The organism is Dyadobacter fermentans DSM 18053 (assembly GCF_000023125.1).
GTDB lineage: Bacteria > Bacteroidota > Bacteroidia > Cytophagales > Spirosomataceae > Dyadobacter > Dyadobacter fermentans.
The window spans coordinates 110,364-125,917 of the sequence record NC_013037.1; the positions used below are offsets into that span (position 1 = coordinate 110,364).

Below are 15,554 nucleotides of genomic sequence, written 5' to 3' on the forward strand. Positions count from 1 at the left end.
AACGCATAGTTTTGAAAATCCTTCAAACCATCCCTGCCAAACTACCCATGAGAAACCGCCGCCTTTTTCTGATTCTATCTCTTCTATTATTTGCATTCAACGCCCAGGCCGACGAACTCGACGATTTTATCCGCAGCCAAATGCAGAAGCGGCGCATTCCCGGTTTGTCACTGGCTATCATCCAGGATGGAAAAATCCTGAAAGCGCAGGCATACGGACTTATTGATAAAGATGGAAAAGTGCCTGTCACGACGAACACATTGTTCCAGGCGGGTTCGGTGAGTAAATCCGTGGCGGCTATGGGCGCGCTGTATCTGGTGGAACAGAATAAACTTGCTCTGGATGAGGATGTTAATGTTAAATTGAAAAGTTGGAAAGTGCCTGATAATGAATTCACAAAGGATAAAAAGGTCACACTGCGCGGGCTGCTCAGCCATACTGCCGGACTTACCGTGCACGGGTTTCCGGGATATGCCGTGGGCGAAAAAATGCCTTCGGTGATTCAAATTCTGGATGGGACGGCCCCGGCCAATACACGACCAGTTCGTGTGGATTTTGTGCCGGGCTCGCGTTGGAGGTACTCGGGCGGCGGTTATACAGTCATGCAGCAACTAGTGGAGGATGTGACGGGCGCTGCTTTCCCGGAATTCATGAAAATTCATGTGCTTTCGCCATTGGGCATGAACAATAGCACCTACCAGCAACCGTTACCGCCCGAACCCGCCAAGTCGACGGCAACCGGTCACTATAACAACCGAAGTGTGGTGGAAGGCCGCTGGCACATTTATCCGGAGATGGCGGCCGCGGGATTGTGGACGACGCCGTCCGATCTGGCCCGGTTCGCGATCAGTATTCAGAACGCTAACGCCGGAAAATCAGGGAGTATATTATCTCAGTCGATGACCCGCCAGATGCTGACGGATCAGAAAAACAGGGATGGATTGGGCGTTTTTTTGCAGGGGGATAGTACCACGCTCCGCTTCGGTCACAACGGGCGCGACGAAGGTTTCGATGCGCTGCTCACCGCCAGTGCGCACAAAGGAAATGGCATTGTGATCATGATCAATGCGAATGATAACTCGCATATGATGGGCAGGATCGTAGACTTTATCGCCGACTACTACCATTGGGATGGATTTGCAGCCAAGCGGGCGAAACCGGCCGCGGTGGATGTGGATGCCAAGGCTTTAAAGGCTTTCGAAGGCCGGTATGAGTTGTTCAACAATCGAATGGTCACTTTTGAGGCCGGGGGGCAGCGGCTCTTTACCCTGGAAGATGGCTTTGTGGACGAAGAATTCGTGGCGGTTGGTTCCAATAAGTTTACATCTACCGACCGCAATGTTTCCGTGATCTTCAATGCGGACGATCGTGGAAATGCGACTGGCTTCACGCTGCAAGACAATGATCAGCGCTATGAGCGAAAAGTGCCGCGTATCGGGCCGCTGGCCGATGCGGGTAAATCCAATGCCGATCCGGACCCGTCGCGCACGCCCAAAATCCTGGCAGCTTTGCAGGCTTTGGTAAAAGGCGGTAAAACATTGGAAGAAGCATCGGGCCTCACGCCGGGCGCCAAACGCGATTTCGCAGGAGGCATGCGCGAGCCGGAAACGCTGAAATCATTGACTTTCGTCCATTCAGAAAACGTGGCAGGCCGGGGCATTAAGCGCCATGAAAGCCACGTGAGCGAGATTGTGACTTACCAATTAAAGTCCAGTCAGCCGGACACCTTTATACTCGTCCATCTCACTTCCGACGGGCTGGTTACGGATTGCGATCTCGTGGAAAAATAACGGGTAGATCATGCAGTTTGCCAACCATAAATTGCTATTAAAATACTTGCCAAGTTCAATTGATTAGTATCTTTGCCCGCGTCCGCATCGTGCGGATTGCAGTAAATAGTGGTGCAAGTGAAAAGTTGGGCAACTCAAACATTGGTCTTTGTGATGCTGGCAGTGATGCTGGTGAAGACGATGGTTGTGCCCGTTATTTACCTTGATTACGAGCTTCGCAAGGATTATATCATTTCCACACTGTGCGAGAACCGTAACCGTCCGCAGCTGAATTGCGATGGTAAATGTTACCTCGCCAAACGCATCGCCGAGGCGGCAAAACAGGAACAGCGGCAGGCTGAAAGCGATTTTATGACCAAAATGCTGTCCGCCCAGGCCCCGGTTACCAACGACTTCCTCACGCACTTCATCACAACACCCCGCACAGTGGAGCTTCTGCCTGCTGTGACCTTCAATTACGCGAGCCCGTTCAACGGGCGTAACTTCGTGCTGGACATCTTCCACCCGCCGCTCTGCTGACATTGCCTCTCATTGCTTTGTCATAACAGAAACCAAGGCTGATCCGCCAAAAGGCCGGGTCGCCTTACAACTTCCTATCTAATGAATTTCTCCAAGGTTTTGCCAGCCCTGCTGGTGGCCGTGGCAGCCGTGTTCATGCTCGTGTCCTGTTCGGACAATGCCGCTGAACCCGCGCCTCCCACCGGCAACAATGGTGCGCTCACCATTGAATTCGACAATATAGTAGGTGATAAAAACCTGGTACTCAATGGCGCCGCTAATACCAATGCGGCCGGCGAGGACTTCGTGCTCACCAAGTTTAACTACTACGTTTCCAACATCAGGCTGCTCCGCCAGGACGGCACTTCCTACACCGTGCCGCAGGATTCGAGCTACTTTCTGATCATGGAGGATAAAAAGGAATCCCAGTTTGTGAGGCTGAAAAACGTGCCGCCCGGTACCTACACCGGATTGGAATTTATGCTCGGCGTGGACAGCCTGCGCAACACGATGTCACTCGATAAATGGACGGGCGTATTAGACCCCGGCGGATCGATGATGGAGGACGGCATGTACTGGGCCTGGGAATCCGGGTTTATATTCCTGAAAATGGAGGGTACTTCTTCCAAAGCTTCCACCGCGAATGGCAAGTTTTATTACCACATCGGCCTGTATGGCGGAATGACGCTGCGCACCGTGAATAACACCCGCGTTGTGAAACTATCGTTCGGAGATCTCAAAGCAGAAGTTACCACAACTCAAACGCCGGAAGTACATCTTTTTGCCGATGTTCAGAAGGTGTTTAACGGCCCGGGCACCAACTTGTCCATTGCCGCATTCAGCAGTGTGATGACTCAGCAACAGGAGAAAGCCAGCCAGATCGCCAACAACTACGCGAAGATGTTTTCGGTTGACCATATCCATTGAGCGTCATGTGGCATTTTTTTAATTGGCATTCATTTCAAAAAATGGATGTCGTGCCGGGCATGGTACTGGCCGGCCTGGCGCTGGCATTTGCAGCCTGCCAAAAAGAGGAGCGGCCTGTGGAGCCTGTCTGGACCGGTCCCACGGCCGTGACCTGGAAGAAACCCGCGCATTTTCCCGATCCGGTGTATGATTTGAGTACAAATCCGCTGACCGAGGAAGGGATCGAGCTGGGGAAGTTCCTGTTTTACGATGGTATCCTGTCGCGTACCAACCAGATCGGCTGCGGCACCTGCCATCAGCAGGAGGCTGCATTTACCCATCACGGGCATGAGCTCAGTCATGGCGTCGACGATCTGCTTGGGACGCGTAACTCGCCTTCGATCCAGAACCTGGCCTGGAACCCGGTTTTCTTTTGGGACGGGGGCGTGCATGATCTGGACAAAGTCCCATTCAACCCAATCCAGAATCCGGTGGAGATGGACGAAACGGTCAAGAATGTGATTGCCAAGTTGCAGGCCACGCCGTTGGCTACCGCCAAAAAGCCGGTGAATTATCCCGAAATGTTCCGCAAGGCATTTGGCGACGATCAGATTACCACCGAGCGGATGATGAAGGCACTTTCGCAATTCATGCTCACGATGGTTTCGGCCGAATCGCGCTATGACTTTTTCAAACAGGGCGATGGCTCGGCGCTGAATGCGCAGGAGCAGGAGGGGCTGGTGCTTTTTAAGGCCAAATGCAGCAGCTGCCACACGGGAGAGCTTTTCACGGATCACAGCTTTCGCAACAATGGGCTGGTACCGCTGCGGCTGGACGATAAAGGGCGTTCCGAAACATCCGGCGATCCGGCAGATAAGTACAAATTCAAAGTGCCCAGTCTGCGCAATGTCGGTCTGACGGCGCCCTACATGCATGACGGCCGCTACCATACGCTGGAAGAGGTGCTGGATCACTACACCTCGGCGGTGCAGCAGTCCCCGACGCTCGATCCGGGATTGCAGCGCGCCGACCGGAAGCCGGGCATCGATATGACCGACAGCGAGAAAAAGTCCATTATCGCATTCCTCAGGACGCTTAGTGACGAGCAGTTCATCCGAAATTCCAAACTTTCCGATCCCGGGGTCGGGACGAATTTTTAGACCTCAAAAATCTTGACATATGAAACTCAGGTATATTGCATTCACCCTTCTGATGCTGCTGTTTACGACCGGGTCGCGCGCTTGCGACATTTGCGGCTGTGCAAACAGCGGCGCGTATTTCGGCCTTTTGCCCCAATCCCACAAGTCGGTGATCGGCCTGCGCTACCAGCGCCTGCATTTTGTGACGCACGGCGATAGCAAGGTACTTCGCACCGAGGAGCATTTCAATGTGGGGGAGGTGTACGCCCGGTTTTTTCCGGTCAAGCGCGTCCAGGTGATGGCGTTTGTTCCTTACCGGATCGACAAGCAGGTTACTTCCGCGGATGTGAAAAAGCAGAATGGGTTAGGCGACATCACGGTGCTGGCCAACTATAATCTGTTCAACACTTTCATGGACGGCGAGAATGCCCGGACGTTCAATCACACCTTGCTGGTCGGCGGCGGCATCAAGCTGCCTACGGGACGTTTTAAGTTCGACGAGAACAATACGCTGGAAGTAGCCAATGCCAACTTCCAGTTGGGTACCGGAAGTACGGACTTCATTCTGAGTGCCTTCTACACGATCAACAAAGATCAATGGGGGCTTTCGACCAACATTTCGCGCAAGTTTAACACGACCAATTCACAGGATTACCGTTTTGGCAACCAGCTCTATGGTACCGTCGATCTTTACCGGTCATTCGAGGTGGGTAAGCTTTCCATAACGCCCAGTCTGGGCGTGTACGGCGAACATGCGGCTCATGGTGTTCAAAAGGGCGAAGTGCTTGACATTACCGGCGGCCGGCTTTTGAATGCGACAGCCGGCGTTACATTTTTTACCAACAAATGGACACTGGGCATCACCGGTCAGAAGCCCATTGCACAAAAGAGCGCCTCGGGGCACGTGATTGCCAAAGAACGTGTGCTGGTTCAGCTCGGATTTTTATTCTGATTCACAAACCGTTAGGGGCTCGAAAGACGCTCCGGACAGCTGCGGGACCACAGGTTCCGTTAGTTATCCCATAGTATTTAGTCAATTCCAAAAACATGATCAAAATGAAACATATTCTTTCAATCGCATTATTTTCCCTTCTGTTCGCATCCTGCTCCGACGACGATTCTAATGAGGTTATCGCGCCCGTTGCAGCCGGCGAATTTGAACTTACGCTTGATACGCGGGTGGGTTCAGAGGACTTTGCATTAAACAAGGACTTTTCGATCGGCGGCCAGACGCTCAACTTCAAAAAACTCCGCTACTGGGCCAGCAATGTGGTGTTGGTGGATTCAAAAGGTGCCGAATATAAAGTGCCGGATTCATATTACCTGATGGAAGAGGTAACGGACCTGAACCTGTCCGGCACGATCAACGACAGCACGCTGTATCCGGCCAAAAAGCGTGAGACGATCAAATTCCGCGACATTCCGGCCGCAGAATACAAAAGCATCAAGTTTTCCATCGGTGTGGATGCCCAGCACAATGATAACCTCAGCCTGACCGGCGGGGAGTTGAGCATTGCCAATGGCATGAGCAACATCGCCTGGATGTGGCATTCGAGCTATATTTTCTCATCGGTGGGCGGTACCATGAAGCAAGGCGCCACAACCAAAGAGTTTCTGGCGGAAACCGGCCTGAATGCGAACTACAAAACGCTGACCATAGACCTGCCCGCCGCGGTGAATTCCGCTTCCACCAGGGGCGTAACGCTGAACCTGGACGTGACCAAAATTTTTGACGGCATTGACGTTTCGCAAAACCCGAAGATCAATGCGATGACCGCCGCACTGATGTCTACCGTGGCGACCAACTACGCGACCAAAGCGATTGCATTCAGCAAAGAGAATAAATAGACTCGTGATGCGGTTGGTCAAACTGGGCTGGTTTTGCATTGTCTTGCTAATCTCCTCGTGTGACAAGGATACGGTGGCACCTGCGGAAAACGCGTATGCGTTCGAGGTGCCGCCGCATTTCCCTGTTCCTGTTCCGGATGCGCATAATCCTATGACTGAGGCCGGCATCCGGCTGGGCAGGCAGCTATTCTATGACCGGCGCTTGTCGGCCAACAACAAGGTTTCCTGCGCAAGCTGTCACGATCCCGCCAAGGCATTCAGCGACGGGGTCGCGCTTAGCACATCAGGCGTGTCGGACACGCAGTTGCTGCGGCATGCACCGGCGCTGTTCAATCTGGCCTGGGCGACCAACGGCCTTTTCTGGGACGGCGGCTCGACTAACCTGGAATCGCAGGCGTTCGGGCCGCTCACCGCCCATGACGAAATGGCCCAGGATTTGTACGAACTGGTGGATGAACTCAATGCGGATGCGTCGTACGTGAAGGGTTTCCAGGAGGCTTTTTCGGCAGGCATAACCTCGCAGAATGTGGCCAAAGCGCTCGCGCAGTTCCAGCGCTCACTCGTTTCGGCGACTTCGCGGTACGACGATTTCCGGCTAGGACGCAACGGCGCAGTGCTCACTCCGGAAGAAATGTCGGGCTTGGCGCTGGTCCGGCAGCATTGCCAGGGATGCCATTCCGGCGAGCTTTTCACGGACAACGGCTACCACAACAACGGGCTCGACAGCCGTTTCGACAACCAGGATCACGAGGGAATCTTCATGGGCCGCTACCGGATCAGCTACGACGAGGGTGATTTGGGCAAATTCAAAACGCCGTCGCTTCGCAATGTAACGCTCACAGCACCCTACATGCACGACGGCCGCATACCCACGCTCGAAAAGGTGCTCGACCATTATTCAAACGGCATCCAGCATTCGGCCACGCTCGATGGCCGCATCCCGCAGCAGGGCTTCGCATTCAGTGCTGTCCAGAAGACCCAGATCATCGCCTTTCTGGCAACATTGACAGACGAGCGGTTCGTAAGCAACCCCGCGCATCAGAAACCACATTAGCCTGGCGGGCGGCCAGCAAAAATGTAAACTTGTCAGTAATCATGAAAGCATGGTGGTGATTGCCACCGTGCTTTTTATCTTTACACCCTTAAAAAGTTCTTTTCTTTCATTTTCCATCGGGAAAGGTTTTGCTAAGTAGCAGATTAATAGGGAATCGTGTGCAATTCACGAGCTGTCGCGCAACTGTAAGTAACACTTCAAGTTTATATCGGTTATATCCACTGGAGATAACTGACTGATTTTTGAATAAATGAATAGTATTTAAATTATTCACTCATTCAAAATTCAATCATTGCTCTGGGAAGGATGATATAAATGTTACAAGTCAGGAGACCTGCCTTTTCACGTTGTCGACGCTTTCGCGGAATAAAGTATGTCGGTCTGGATCTGTTGTGTCTGATGGTTTTGGTATCACAAAACCACTACGCCCCTGCGTGACCGTTCCCCGTTGTTCCAAGAAAGCTTCCTGAAATACTGCAAGAGACTTTAACTCATCTAACCATCAGTTAAAAGTATGCAAACATCTACATTCTGCTGCTCGCGGACTAGCGGCAGGGAGGCGAAAAATTCATTTTTACTACTCATTTCATTCGCCCTGTTATGGTGTTCATTTCCCAGTTTCGGCGCTGCGCCGGGGCGGGTGACAGGCTCCATTCAAAGCGAAAAAGGCGATGCTATTGCCGGGATCAGCGTGCGGCTGGAAGGCACCAGCTATGCGGCCGTAACCGACGCGGACGGCCGGTTTGACATTAAAAACGTCCAGGCAGGAAGCTACACGCTCGTTGCCACCGGCGTGGGCCATGAGGCAAAAAAGCAAAATATCGTTCTCAAAGATGGCCAGGCGCTGGAATTGAATTACAAACTCAATACCAGCACCAACGAGCTTTCCGAGGTCGTGATCAGTACCGCGCGGCGCCAGGCTTATTCGGGCATTAACAAAATCGACGTCCCGCTGCGCGATATGCCCATCACCACTTCCACCATATCGGCAAAAACGATCGAACAGCGCGGTATCGACGATTTGGGCGAGGCCATGAAAAATACGACAGGCGTGCGGGCCAACAACACCTACGGCGGCTTTCAGCATTTTACAATCCGCGGTTTTTCCAACTTCGTGCTTTTGGTGGATGGCGTGCGCGATGAGCGGCACAACATTTCCACCAGCGCGCCGAACACGAACCTGGCCAATGTGGAATCCATAGAAATACTGAAAGGGCCGGCTTCCGTGCTGTTTGGACATTCGGCATTGGGCGGCATTATCAATATCGTCAGAAAAAGGCCCACTGCGGGCTTTAAGGCGGACTTTTCGGCTAGTTATGGCAGCTTTAATACAAGAAGAATCCGTGCCGGTGCGGGCGGGGCAATCAGCGATAAGCTGCGCTACCGCGTGGATTTCGGCATGTCGGACACCGACGGCTTCCGGCATTCGGGGTCAAATACCAACAATGGCTACCTGGCATTGGAATACACGCCGACGGACAAAGATCAGTTCTACCTGACCATCGGGGCCAACAAAGACATTTACGATACCGACGCAGGTATTCCTGTGCTCGAAGGCAGCAAAGCAGCTCCGGGCATGAATGTAAATACCCGCTACAACGACCCGCAGGATTTTCTCAAACACACCCGCTATGATTTCCAGTTGAAGTACACGCGTCAGTTGGCGAGTAACCTCAAACTGTCGAACCAGCTTTCTTACTACGACGATAATATCGACTATTTCTCGACCGAGGAGCTGACCTTTACCCCGGGGATGGATTCGTTGCAGCGCTCGTTTCCGTTCTATTTCAACCACCTTACCAAGCCGTGGCAAAACCAATTGGAACTGACCTGGGATTTTAGTACCGGTCCGATCGAGCACAAGCTGCTGGCAGGATATTCGGTGAGTATTCTGGATAGAAAAACGTATAACGGCGATGTTTTTGGCCCGGCCCTGAATGCGACCATTCCTATCAGTAACCCGATCCTGAACCAAGGTTATCTGACGCATAACGATCTGAATTACCGGGCAACAATGGAAAATGTCCACGGTATTTACGTGCAGGATTTTATCCCTTTCTCAGACAAACTGAAAGGACTTGCGGGTCTTCGCTATGATATTTTCAACGGCACCTATTACACCGATAAAGTAGATAACAACCGCAATGTAACCGAGCACGGCGCAGAATCGACGATCTCCAAATCCGCATTGACCTACCGATTGGGGCTGGTGTATCAGCCGGTGGAGCCGCTGTCGGTTTACGGTTCGTTCTCCACTTATTTCAAACCTGCACGACGCGTGGCGCCGAACGGCGAGACTTTCGATCCCGAAACAGGTTACCAGGGTGAAATCGGAAGCCGATTCGAGCTTTCACGGAAATGGGCGGCTAACCTGGCATTCTATTACATGCGCAAGAATAACCAGCTCGAAGCGCTTGCTGGTGGCATTTACAGGCGGATCGGCTCGGCGGAGTCCAAGGGCGTTGAGCTGGAAGTGAATGGAAACTTGCTGCCCGGGCTCGACGTGAGAGCGGGATACACATTTTCCAAAGCAGAAATCCTTCCTTACTCGCCCGGTGAGGCTACCAATGCCCTGGCAGGGAAAACGGTGGCTTTTGCTCCCAAAAACTTGCTGAATGCCTGGGTGAACTATGAAGTGCAGCAGGGTGCTGTAAAAGGACTGAGCCTGAGTGCCGGTGCCAACTATATGGATGAGACTTTCACAAACAGTTCCAACAGCTACGTGCTGCCCGCCTACACCGTTTTCGATGCGGCGCTGGGATACCGGATTGGGAAAATTGGTTTAAGATTGAATGTCAATAACCTCTTCAACGAAAAATATTTCGCGAATGCCATTTTCGCAAACCAGTTCTCGGCCGGCCCGACCAGAAATTTCCTCGTAACGGTGCGGTATAGCCTTTAATGCATGAAAACCAACGTTAAAGTGTTTCTGCTGGTACACCGCTATCTGGGATTCGCATTGAGTTTACTTTTCGCGATCTGGTTTCTGTCCGTATTCGCGATGATGTACGTGCGCTACCCGATCATGCGCCAGCACGAGAAATTGCAGCATTTGCCGCCTGTCGATTTACAGGCCTGCAAATTGAATTTAAATGAAGTATTAACAGTGGCCGGCGTGAACGACACGCTGATCGGTGGATAGAGCGTGAGCTGCACCGGATTGGTACTCACGTGGAAATCAGTAACACGAACCGTCAAAAAACGCTAAGGCATGCGCTGAATGTTTGTCAAATGCACGAAATAGCCGTAATTGCTTCGCATGACGGGGGAGGTGATTGCGCCGTAGCATTGCTTGCGCCGATAGGAAACCAATATCCGCAGCCCCTGTTTCTGGTATTCTTCCGGTACCGATAATGAAGTAACGCACGGCACGAGTATGTTCGGGCCTGCGGCGTGGCTGGTTCGCTCGAAATCAGCCGGATCTGTGCTTAATATATACATGTCCGGGCCCTGGTAACCATTGGGGTTATTGCCTTCGAGCAGCACCACCACTGCTTCTTTGTCCTTGATGGCTTCGTCTGCGATGGCTCCGTTGCAATCACATGCCTTGTTTTGTTCGGCGGGATCGTCAGATGTACAGTTGGTGAGTGCGAAAAGCAGCGCCGGTGCCACCAGTCGCCAGGGTAATGTTCTGAAATAATTCATGGCCTTTGAAGTTTGGTTGATTGCTTATTCATCCACCCGTTTGTGCGTATAAATGTAGCTAACGCTTCACCGATTTTCCTGTGCCCGCGCGCGTTGATGTGGTCGTCGATGGTAAAATAGTATTTTGTATCGAGAAGTGGATGGATATTGATGAAATGCACATTCTCCATCGGATGGTGCGCCTGGTACGTCTGGAATTCCTTCACGATCGGGAAATTATACACCCCAAGGTCGAAAACGACGATCGGGCCATGATACCGTTCCCGGATCCGGTTCAGGTAGGGAAAAAAGGCTTGTGCATGTTCTGGCTGACGTATTAGGCTGCCGGTTTTGACGTCCGCGGCAATGGCAGCCGGGGCGGGGGACTTTTTCAGCGCCTCGGCAATCAGCCAGCGAATGGTTATGTAAATGCCTTTGAATGGAAAATAGATTTTGCTGATCGTATTCTGCTTTTCAGCCACCTCAAACCCGAACGCGTCGATGCTCGATTTCTGGTCTTTTACGAGGTTTGCTTTGTTTTCGTCGAGGTCGTTGTCACAATATTGGATGATGAGCAGTTTGCAGGAGTCCAGGTTCAGCTCGTTGAGGAGTTTGGTTTCGCGGTAGGTGCCGTAGGAGGTCACGCCGGTATTCAATACATTGATTTTGAGTTGTTTTTCAATCACTTCCGAGAAACGCTCTTCGTGCTCCACGCCCCAGCCCATGGCATGGGAGTCGCCCAGCACGACGATTTTAGGATGGCGCAAGCTGGCTTCGTCGTCGCGCACACCGGCAGAATTCGTTTTAACTTCCACATCGAATTCCGGGTTGGTGAACCGGCCCGTGATTTGCGGCCGGAACCGGTAAGTAAGCAGCGAATCGTATCGCGAGAGCTCGGAGTTGAAATTGGTCGTGTTTTTAAATGAACCCGCATATTGCTGCCTTATCCAGTAATAATAGCTGTCCGAAAAAGGCGCATACTTTTGAAATGCGGCCATATACCACACGCTTCCTGCCAATGCTATTTCCATGACAGTGAAAATGCCCAGCAGAATGACCAGCCGTTTCTTTTTGCCATTGCAAAACGACCAGAGCATGATGACGAGGCCAATCGGGAACAGAAAAAAGTAAACGGGGAAAATAGTGGAATGCCTGACGAAAAAATCCTGGCGGAAAAGTGTCAGGCACATGAGGAGCAGGCCCGACAAAAATGCGATCCAATTCATGAAAGAGCGGTTTACTGAGCGATTACCCTGACTTATAAACCGCAGACACTCAGTTTTCTACCTTTCGTTGCGACGCCGCTTCCTTTTTTGTAAATTCTGATTAAACGGCTTTTACAAATTCTGACCAAACGGCGTCATCTATGCCAAAATCGGCAGGATCGCTAACTTTACGCGATTTTTAGCTTTTAGTTAACCATTAAAATTTTCACACTATGAATGTTAAAACAAAGCGGATTTATGACCCGGCAGCGGCCACAGATGGCTACCGTGTGCTGGTAGACCGCCTGTGGCCGCGCGGTTTAACGAAAGAAGCGGCTCACATCGACCGCTGGATGAAGGAAGTGGCTCCCTCCGACGAGCTCCGCAAGTGGTTCCATGCCAATATGGACGAATGGGACGAGTTTACGGCTCGTTTCACCGCCGAAATCGAAGGATCGGAGGCTCTGCAAGAGTTGAAGACCCTGGCTGCCGAAAACGAGACGCTTACGCTGCTGTTTTCGGCCAGGACAACGGATCGCAACCAGGCGCTCGTCCTGAAAGAGCTTCTGGAAAAAGCCTGACCTGCATTAACTCAACGTTCCAATCTCACAATCAATCCCTCATCGCCGCTCAGCAGCAGGTTGTTATCGACGCGCAGGCCAATGCGCTCCGTTTCCGTGCTGATGATGATTTCCCCCTTATAAGTTTCATTTTTAGGTCTCAGGTAGGCCGGCCTGTGGCTAAGGTTCAATACTACCAGGAACCGGTCCTCGTCGTTCTCGCGGATGAATGCGATAAGTTGTTTGTCCGAGTAAACAGGTGTGAATTTGCCGGTCTGGAATGCAGGTTGCCGTTTTCTGAGGTTGATCAGGCTGCGGTAAAACGACAGCATCGAGTCGGGATCCTCTTTTTGTAATGCCACATTCTGGCGCTGGTAGCTGTACGGCAGCCGCAGCCAGGGTTTGCTGTCGGTAAATCCTGCATTGGTATCCGGGTCCCATTGCATGGGTGTGCGCGACGGATCGCGGCTTACATTTCGGTCGGGCATATTGAGTCCCTGCGGGTCTACCACCTCGTCCTGCGGAATGGGCACGTCGCGCATGCATATTTCATCACCATAATAGATGGTAGGCGTTCCGCGGAGTGTCAGGAGGAGCATGGCGGCCACGCGTGCCTGCGAGCGTCCCACCCGGCTGGCCACGCGTGGCTGGTCGTGGTTGCCGAGTACCCAGTTTGGCCACCCGTCTGCCGGCAATGCGCCTTCGTATTCATCTATCGCCCGGGCGATCTGCTGCGAATCCCAGGGCAAAGTGAGCAGCTGGAAGTTGAACGGCAAATGCGCACCGGATTTGTCCGCGCCATAATAGGTAACAAGTTTGTGAATGGGAAGGTAAATCTCGCCGATCAGCACGCGCTCGTCGTATTCATTGGTCACCTGCCGCATCATCCGCACGATCTCGTGCACTTCCGGCTGGTCGGTGGAATACACCGGGTCGTGGTATTCGTAAATGAGGTCGCTTGCCACGAATGGCGTGTTGGCAGCGACGGGGTTGTTGCGCAGCCGGGCGTCCTTGATCATGTGCCACATCACGTCCACCCGGAAGCCGTCCACGCCCTTTTTCAGCCAGAAATGCATGACGTCCATCATCGCCTGCTGCACTTCCGGATTGCGCCAGTTGAGGTCTGGTTGCTGTTTCAGGAATGCGTGGTAGTAGTATTGCTGCGTGGTTTCATCCCATTCCCATGCATGCCCGCCGAATACGCTGAGCCAGTTGTTGGGCAACGCGCCGTTCTCGCCCGCGTCGTGCCAGATGTACCAGTCGCGCTTCGGATTGTCGCGCGATGAGCGCGATTCGAGGAACCAGGGGTGCTGGTCGGAGGTGTGGTTCGGCACCAGGTCAAGGATAAGTTTCATTCCCCGGCTATGCACCTGCTCCAGGAGCTCGTCGAAGTCCTCCATTGTTCCGAAAAGCGGATGAATGCCCTGGTAATCAGAAATATCATAGCCGAAATCGGCCATGGGCGACGGGTAGATGGGCGACAGCCACACGCAGTCGATGCCGAGCCATTGCAGGTAGTCGAGCCGCTGGACGACGCCTTTCAGGTCGCCGATGCCGTCGCCGTTCGTATCCTGAAACGAGCGCGGATAAATCTGGTAAATAATTCCGGTTTGCCACCAGAGATGGTCGATGTCTGTCGGATTCGTGCCGGTGATTGATTCCATGGATTTTCAGTTTGCTAATGCCGCCCAGCTGCTAAAAAATCACACCACGTGAAGCGGGAGAATTTTTATAGGAATTATTTGATAAAAAACATGGAGAATCGAAGTGTATTGTTTATATTTAAGTAAATCAAAATTTACTCAGACCATGATGCCATTCATTAAAGTAACCGGCGAATTCGACGAAAGTCTGAACGTAAGCGTAGAGAAGATCCTCTATTACATGGGGTACAGCCACGGTTGTACGATCTTCCTCGGCACAAGTATTTCCATCCGCGTGAAAGAATGCGAGGAGGACATTAAAAGGCTCATCGAAGAAGCATATATGCAGGTGGCATAACCCGCCGGTCCGCTTACCGGCGAGCGGCCAAACGCCGGTTCCGCGAGACATTGATCGCTGATGGGGACACGTCCGTCAGCGATCTTTTTATGGGTTTTGAGGCTTTGATGTGCTAGCTATCTGTCGCTAGTTTTGGTATTATTCTAATGTATTGAGACGGTGATTTGAAGAATTTAATGCTTGGGTGCGAAGATTCAGTACTTTTGTAAACTATTGATAAACAATTATAGTTTTAAGTAGTAGAACAATTAAAGACATATAATCTGCTGGTTTGCAAAATAAGTAGTTTTAGTATTTTATCAATAATATCCAGTAAGCGCACAGATCAGCAAACCTCCTGTGAATCCGCCCTCCGGGCACTCAGTAAAATTCAAAAGCATGAAAAAAGTACAAAAGCGTAAAGGCAGATATGTACCGGCAGGTTTCCGGGCATTGCTGGGTCAGATTTTTATCGACCGCACATCACAAAAAACAGAACAATATTCAGAGAACCGTTATTCGGTTGTATACACGCTGAATGGTCAGTACCAGCACGTTGGCTGTCACACGCAGGAAGAAGCGCAAGTGGTTCAGGGGCTTATGCTCACCGATGAAAACCGGGTGCCGGTGGGCATTTACGATTCAAAGGCCGACACTTTCGAGTGGGAAATCGTAGGCGAATACCTTGGCGGAAAAGGAACCGGCGAGCACCAGCATAACCGTGAACAAGCAATCCTGGGCATTGCGCGTGCATTGCGCCGCCGCGATGCGAGCTGGCATCCTGCCTATCTGCAGCGCCCGAGTTTCTTCGCATAGCCACTCCTCAATCTTGGAATGCCATGAGGCCGTTCAGCAGTGGACGGCCTCTTTTTGTTAATATTACCGGGCAGTTGAGCGCAATGGATTGCCTGAAAATCCGGATGGATTTGCAGCACCAGTGCGGTTCGGTT

At 52.0% G+C, this 15,554-nt stretch carries 15 protein-coding genes and 1 riboswitch; of the genes, 12 read left to right on the forward strand and 3 right to left on the reverse strand.

Annotated features, from left to right (window positions below; translation table 11 throughout):
- Nucleotides 1-47 precede the first annotated feature (47 nt).
- The 9 genes from DFER_RS28990 to DFER_RS00500 all read left to right on the forward strand — a co-directional run bounded on the left by DFER_RS28990 (nucleotide 48) and on the right by DFER_RS00500 (nucleotide 10,377).
- Nucleotides 48-1,790: a serine hydrolase domain-containing protein gene (locus DFER_RS28990; RefSeq protein WP_012779714.1), complete on the forward strand. Its 1,743-nt coding sequence runs from the start codon at nucleotides 48-50 to the stop codon at nucleotides 1,788-1,790.
- Between the two features lie 117 nt (nucleotides 1,791-1,907).
- On the forward strand, nucleotides 1,908-2,309 hold the full coding sequence (locus DFER_RS00465; protein WP_229206137.1) for a hypothetical protein: 402 nt from the start codon (nucleotides 1,908-1,910) through the stop codon (nucleotides 2,307-2,309).
- Nucleotides 2,310-2,390: 81 nt separating this feature from the next.
- A complete protein-coding gene (locus DFER_RS00470; RefSeq protein ID WP_012779716.1) occupies nucleotides 2,391-3,215 on the forward strand; it encodes an MbnP family protein in 825 nt (274 codons plus the stop codon).
- Nucleotides 3,216-3,256: 41 nt separating this feature from the next.
- On the forward strand, nucleotides 3,257-4,354 hold the full coding sequence (locus DFER_RS00475) for a cytochrome-c peroxidase (RefSeq protein WP_012779717.1): 1,098 nt from the start codon (nucleotides 3,257-3,259) through the stop codon (nucleotides 4,352-4,354).
- A 19-nt stretch (nucleotides 4,355-4,373) separates the two neighbouring features.
- On the forward strand, nucleotides 4,374-5,285 hold the full coding sequence (locus DFER_RS00480; protein WP_012779718.1) for a transporter family protein: 912 nt from the start codon (nucleotides 4,374-4,376) through the stop codon (nucleotides 5,283-5,285).
- A 104-nt stretch (nucleotides 5,286-5,389) separates the two neighbouring features.
- Nucleotides 5,390-6,181 carry an MbnP family protein gene (locus DFER_RS00485; protein WP_143828616.1) on the forward strand — a complete coding sequence of 264 codons (792 nt, stop codon included), beginning with the start codon at nucleotides 5,390-5,392 and terminating at the stop codon, nucleotides 6,179-6,181.
- A 7-nt stretch (nucleotides 6,182-6,188) separates the two neighbouring features.
- Nucleotides 6,189-7,235, forward strand: a complete 1,047-nt coding sequence (locus DFER_RS00490) for a cytochrome-c peroxidase (protein WP_012779720.1) — start codon at nucleotides 6,189-6,191, stop codon at nucleotides 7,233-7,235.
- Between the two features lie 106 nt (nucleotides 7,236-7,341).
- Nucleotides 7,342-7,591, forward strand: a riboswitch (cobalamin riboswitch).
- A gap of 158 nt (nucleotides 7,592-7,749) precedes the next feature.
- Nucleotides 7,750-10,137, forward strand: coding sequence for a TonB-dependent receptor (locus tag DFER_RS00495; RefSeq protein ID WP_012779721.1), 2,388 nt, complete (start codon nucleotides 7,750-7,752; stop codon nucleotides 10,135-10,137).
- A gap of 3 nt (nucleotides 10,138-10,140) precedes the next feature.
- Entirely contained in the window at nucleotides 10,141-10,377 is a 237-nt protein-coding gene (locus tag DFER_RS00500) for a hypothetical protein (protein WP_012779722.1), read from the forward strand.
- Nucleotides 10,378-10,439: 62 nt separating this feature from the next.
- Here DFER_RS00500 and DFER_RS00505 read toward each other — a convergent pair whose 3' ends face one another.
- Nucleotides 10,440-10,880 carry a hypothetical protein gene (locus DFER_RS00505; RefSeq protein WP_012779723.1) on the reverse strand — a complete coding sequence of 147 codons (441 nt, stop codon included), beginning with the start codon at nucleotides 10,878-10,880 and terminating at the stop codon, nucleotides 10,440-10,442.
- Nucleotides 10,877-12,085, reverse strand: coding sequence for an SGNH/GDSL hydrolase family protein (locus tag DFER_RS00510; protein ID WP_012779724.1), 1,209 nt, complete (start codon nucleotides 12,083-12,085; stop codon nucleotides 10,877-10,879). The genes DFER_RS00505 and DFER_RS00510 overlap by 4 nt, the downstream gene beginning before the upstream one ends.
- A 212-nt stretch (nucleotides 12,086-12,297) precedes the next feature.
- Between DFER_RS00510 and DFER_RS00515 the strand changes: the two genes are divergently transcribed.
- Entirely contained in the window at nucleotides 12,298-12,645 is a 348-nt protein-coding gene (locus tag DFER_RS00515; RefSeq protein ID WP_012779725.1) for a DUF488 domain-containing protein, read from the forward strand.
- A gap of 11 nt (nucleotides 12,646-12,656) precedes the next feature.
- Here DFER_RS00515 and DFER_RS00520 read toward each other — a convergent pair whose 3' ends face one another.
- A complete protein-coding gene (locus DFER_RS00520; protein WP_012779726.1) occupies nucleotides 12,657-14,288 on the reverse strand; it encodes an alpha-amylase family glycosyl hydrolase in 1,632 nt (543 codons plus the stop codon).
- Between the two features lie 145 nt (nucleotides 14,289-14,433).
- On the opposite strand from DFER_RS00520, the gene DFER_RS00525 reads away from it, so the two are divergent.
- Together DFER_RS00525 and DFER_RS00530 are read left to right on the forward strand one after the other, a co-directional pair.
- On the forward strand, nucleotides 14,434-14,625 hold the full coding sequence (locus DFER_RS00525) for a hypothetical protein (RefSeq protein ID WP_012779727.1): 192 nt from the start codon (nucleotides 14,434-14,436) through the stop codon (nucleotides 14,623-14,625).
- A gap of 378 nt (nucleotides 14,626-15,003) precedes the next feature.
- A complete protein-coding gene (locus tag DFER_RS00530) occupies nucleotides 15,004-15,420 on the forward strand; it encodes a hypothetical protein (RefSeq protein WP_012779728.1) in 417 nt (138 codons plus the stop codon).
- Nucleotides 15,421-15,554: the final 134 nt, after the last annotated feature.

Excerpts from the sequence above, each read along its gene's own strand:
- DFER_RS00470 (WP_012779716.1), top strand. The coding sequence starts at position 2,391 with ATGAATTTCTCCAAGGTTTTGCCAGCCCTGCTGGTGGCCGTGGCAGCC.
- DFER_RS00500 (WP_012779722.1), top strand. The coding sequence starts at position 10,141 with ATGAAAACCAACGTTAAAGTGTTTCTGCTGGTACACCGCTATCTGGGA.
- DFER_RS00510 (WP_012779724.1), bottom strand. The coding sequence starts at position 12,085 with ATGAATTGGATCGCATTTTTGTCGGGCCTGCTCCTCATGTGCCTGACA.
- DFER_RS00520 (WP_012779726.1), bottom strand. The coding sequence starts at position 14,288 with ATGGAATCAATCACCGGCACGAATCCGACAGACATCGACCATCTCTGG.
- DFER_RS28990 (WP_012779714.1), top strand. The coding sequence starts at position 48 with ATGAGAAACCGCCGCCTTTTTCTGATTCTATCTCTTCTATTATTTGCA.
- DFER_RS00505 (WP_012779723.1), bottom strand. The coding sequence starts at position 10,880 with ATGAATTATTTCAGAACATTACCCTGGCGACTGGTGGCACCGGCGCTG.
- DFER_RS00525 (WP_012779727.1), top strand. The coding sequence starts at position 14,434 with ATGATGCCATTCATTAAAGTAACCGGCGAATTCGACGAAAGTCTGAAC.
- DFER_RS00475 (WP_012779717.1), top strand. The coding sequence starts at position 3,257 with ATGGATGTCGTGCCGGGCATGGTACTGGCCGGCCTGGCGCTGGCATTT.
- DFER_RS00490 (WP_012779720.1), top strand. The coding sequence starts at position 6,189 with ATGCGGTTGGTCAAACTGGGCTGGTTTTGCATTGTCTTGCTAATCTCC.
- DFER_RS00480 (WP_012779718.1), top strand. The coding sequence starts at position 4,374 with ATGAAACTCAGGTATATTGCATTCACCCTTCTGATGCTGCTGTTTACG.
- DFER_RS00530 (WP_012779728.1), top strand. The coding sequence starts at position 15,004 with ATGAAAAAAGTACAAAAGCGTAAAGGCAGATATGTACCGGCAGGTTTC.
- DFER_RS00495 (WP_012779721.1), top strand. The coding sequence starts at position 7,750 with ATGCAAACATCTACATTCTGCTGCTCGCGGACTAGCGGCAGGGAGGCG.
- DFER_RS00485 (WP_143828616.1), top strand. The coding sequence starts at position 5,390 with ATGAAACATATTCTTTCAATCGCATTATTTTCCCTTCTGTTCGCATCC.
- DFER_RS00515 (WP_012779725.1), top strand. The coding sequence starts at position 12,298 with ATGAATGTTAAAACAAAGCGGATTTATGACCCGGCAGCGGCCACAGAT.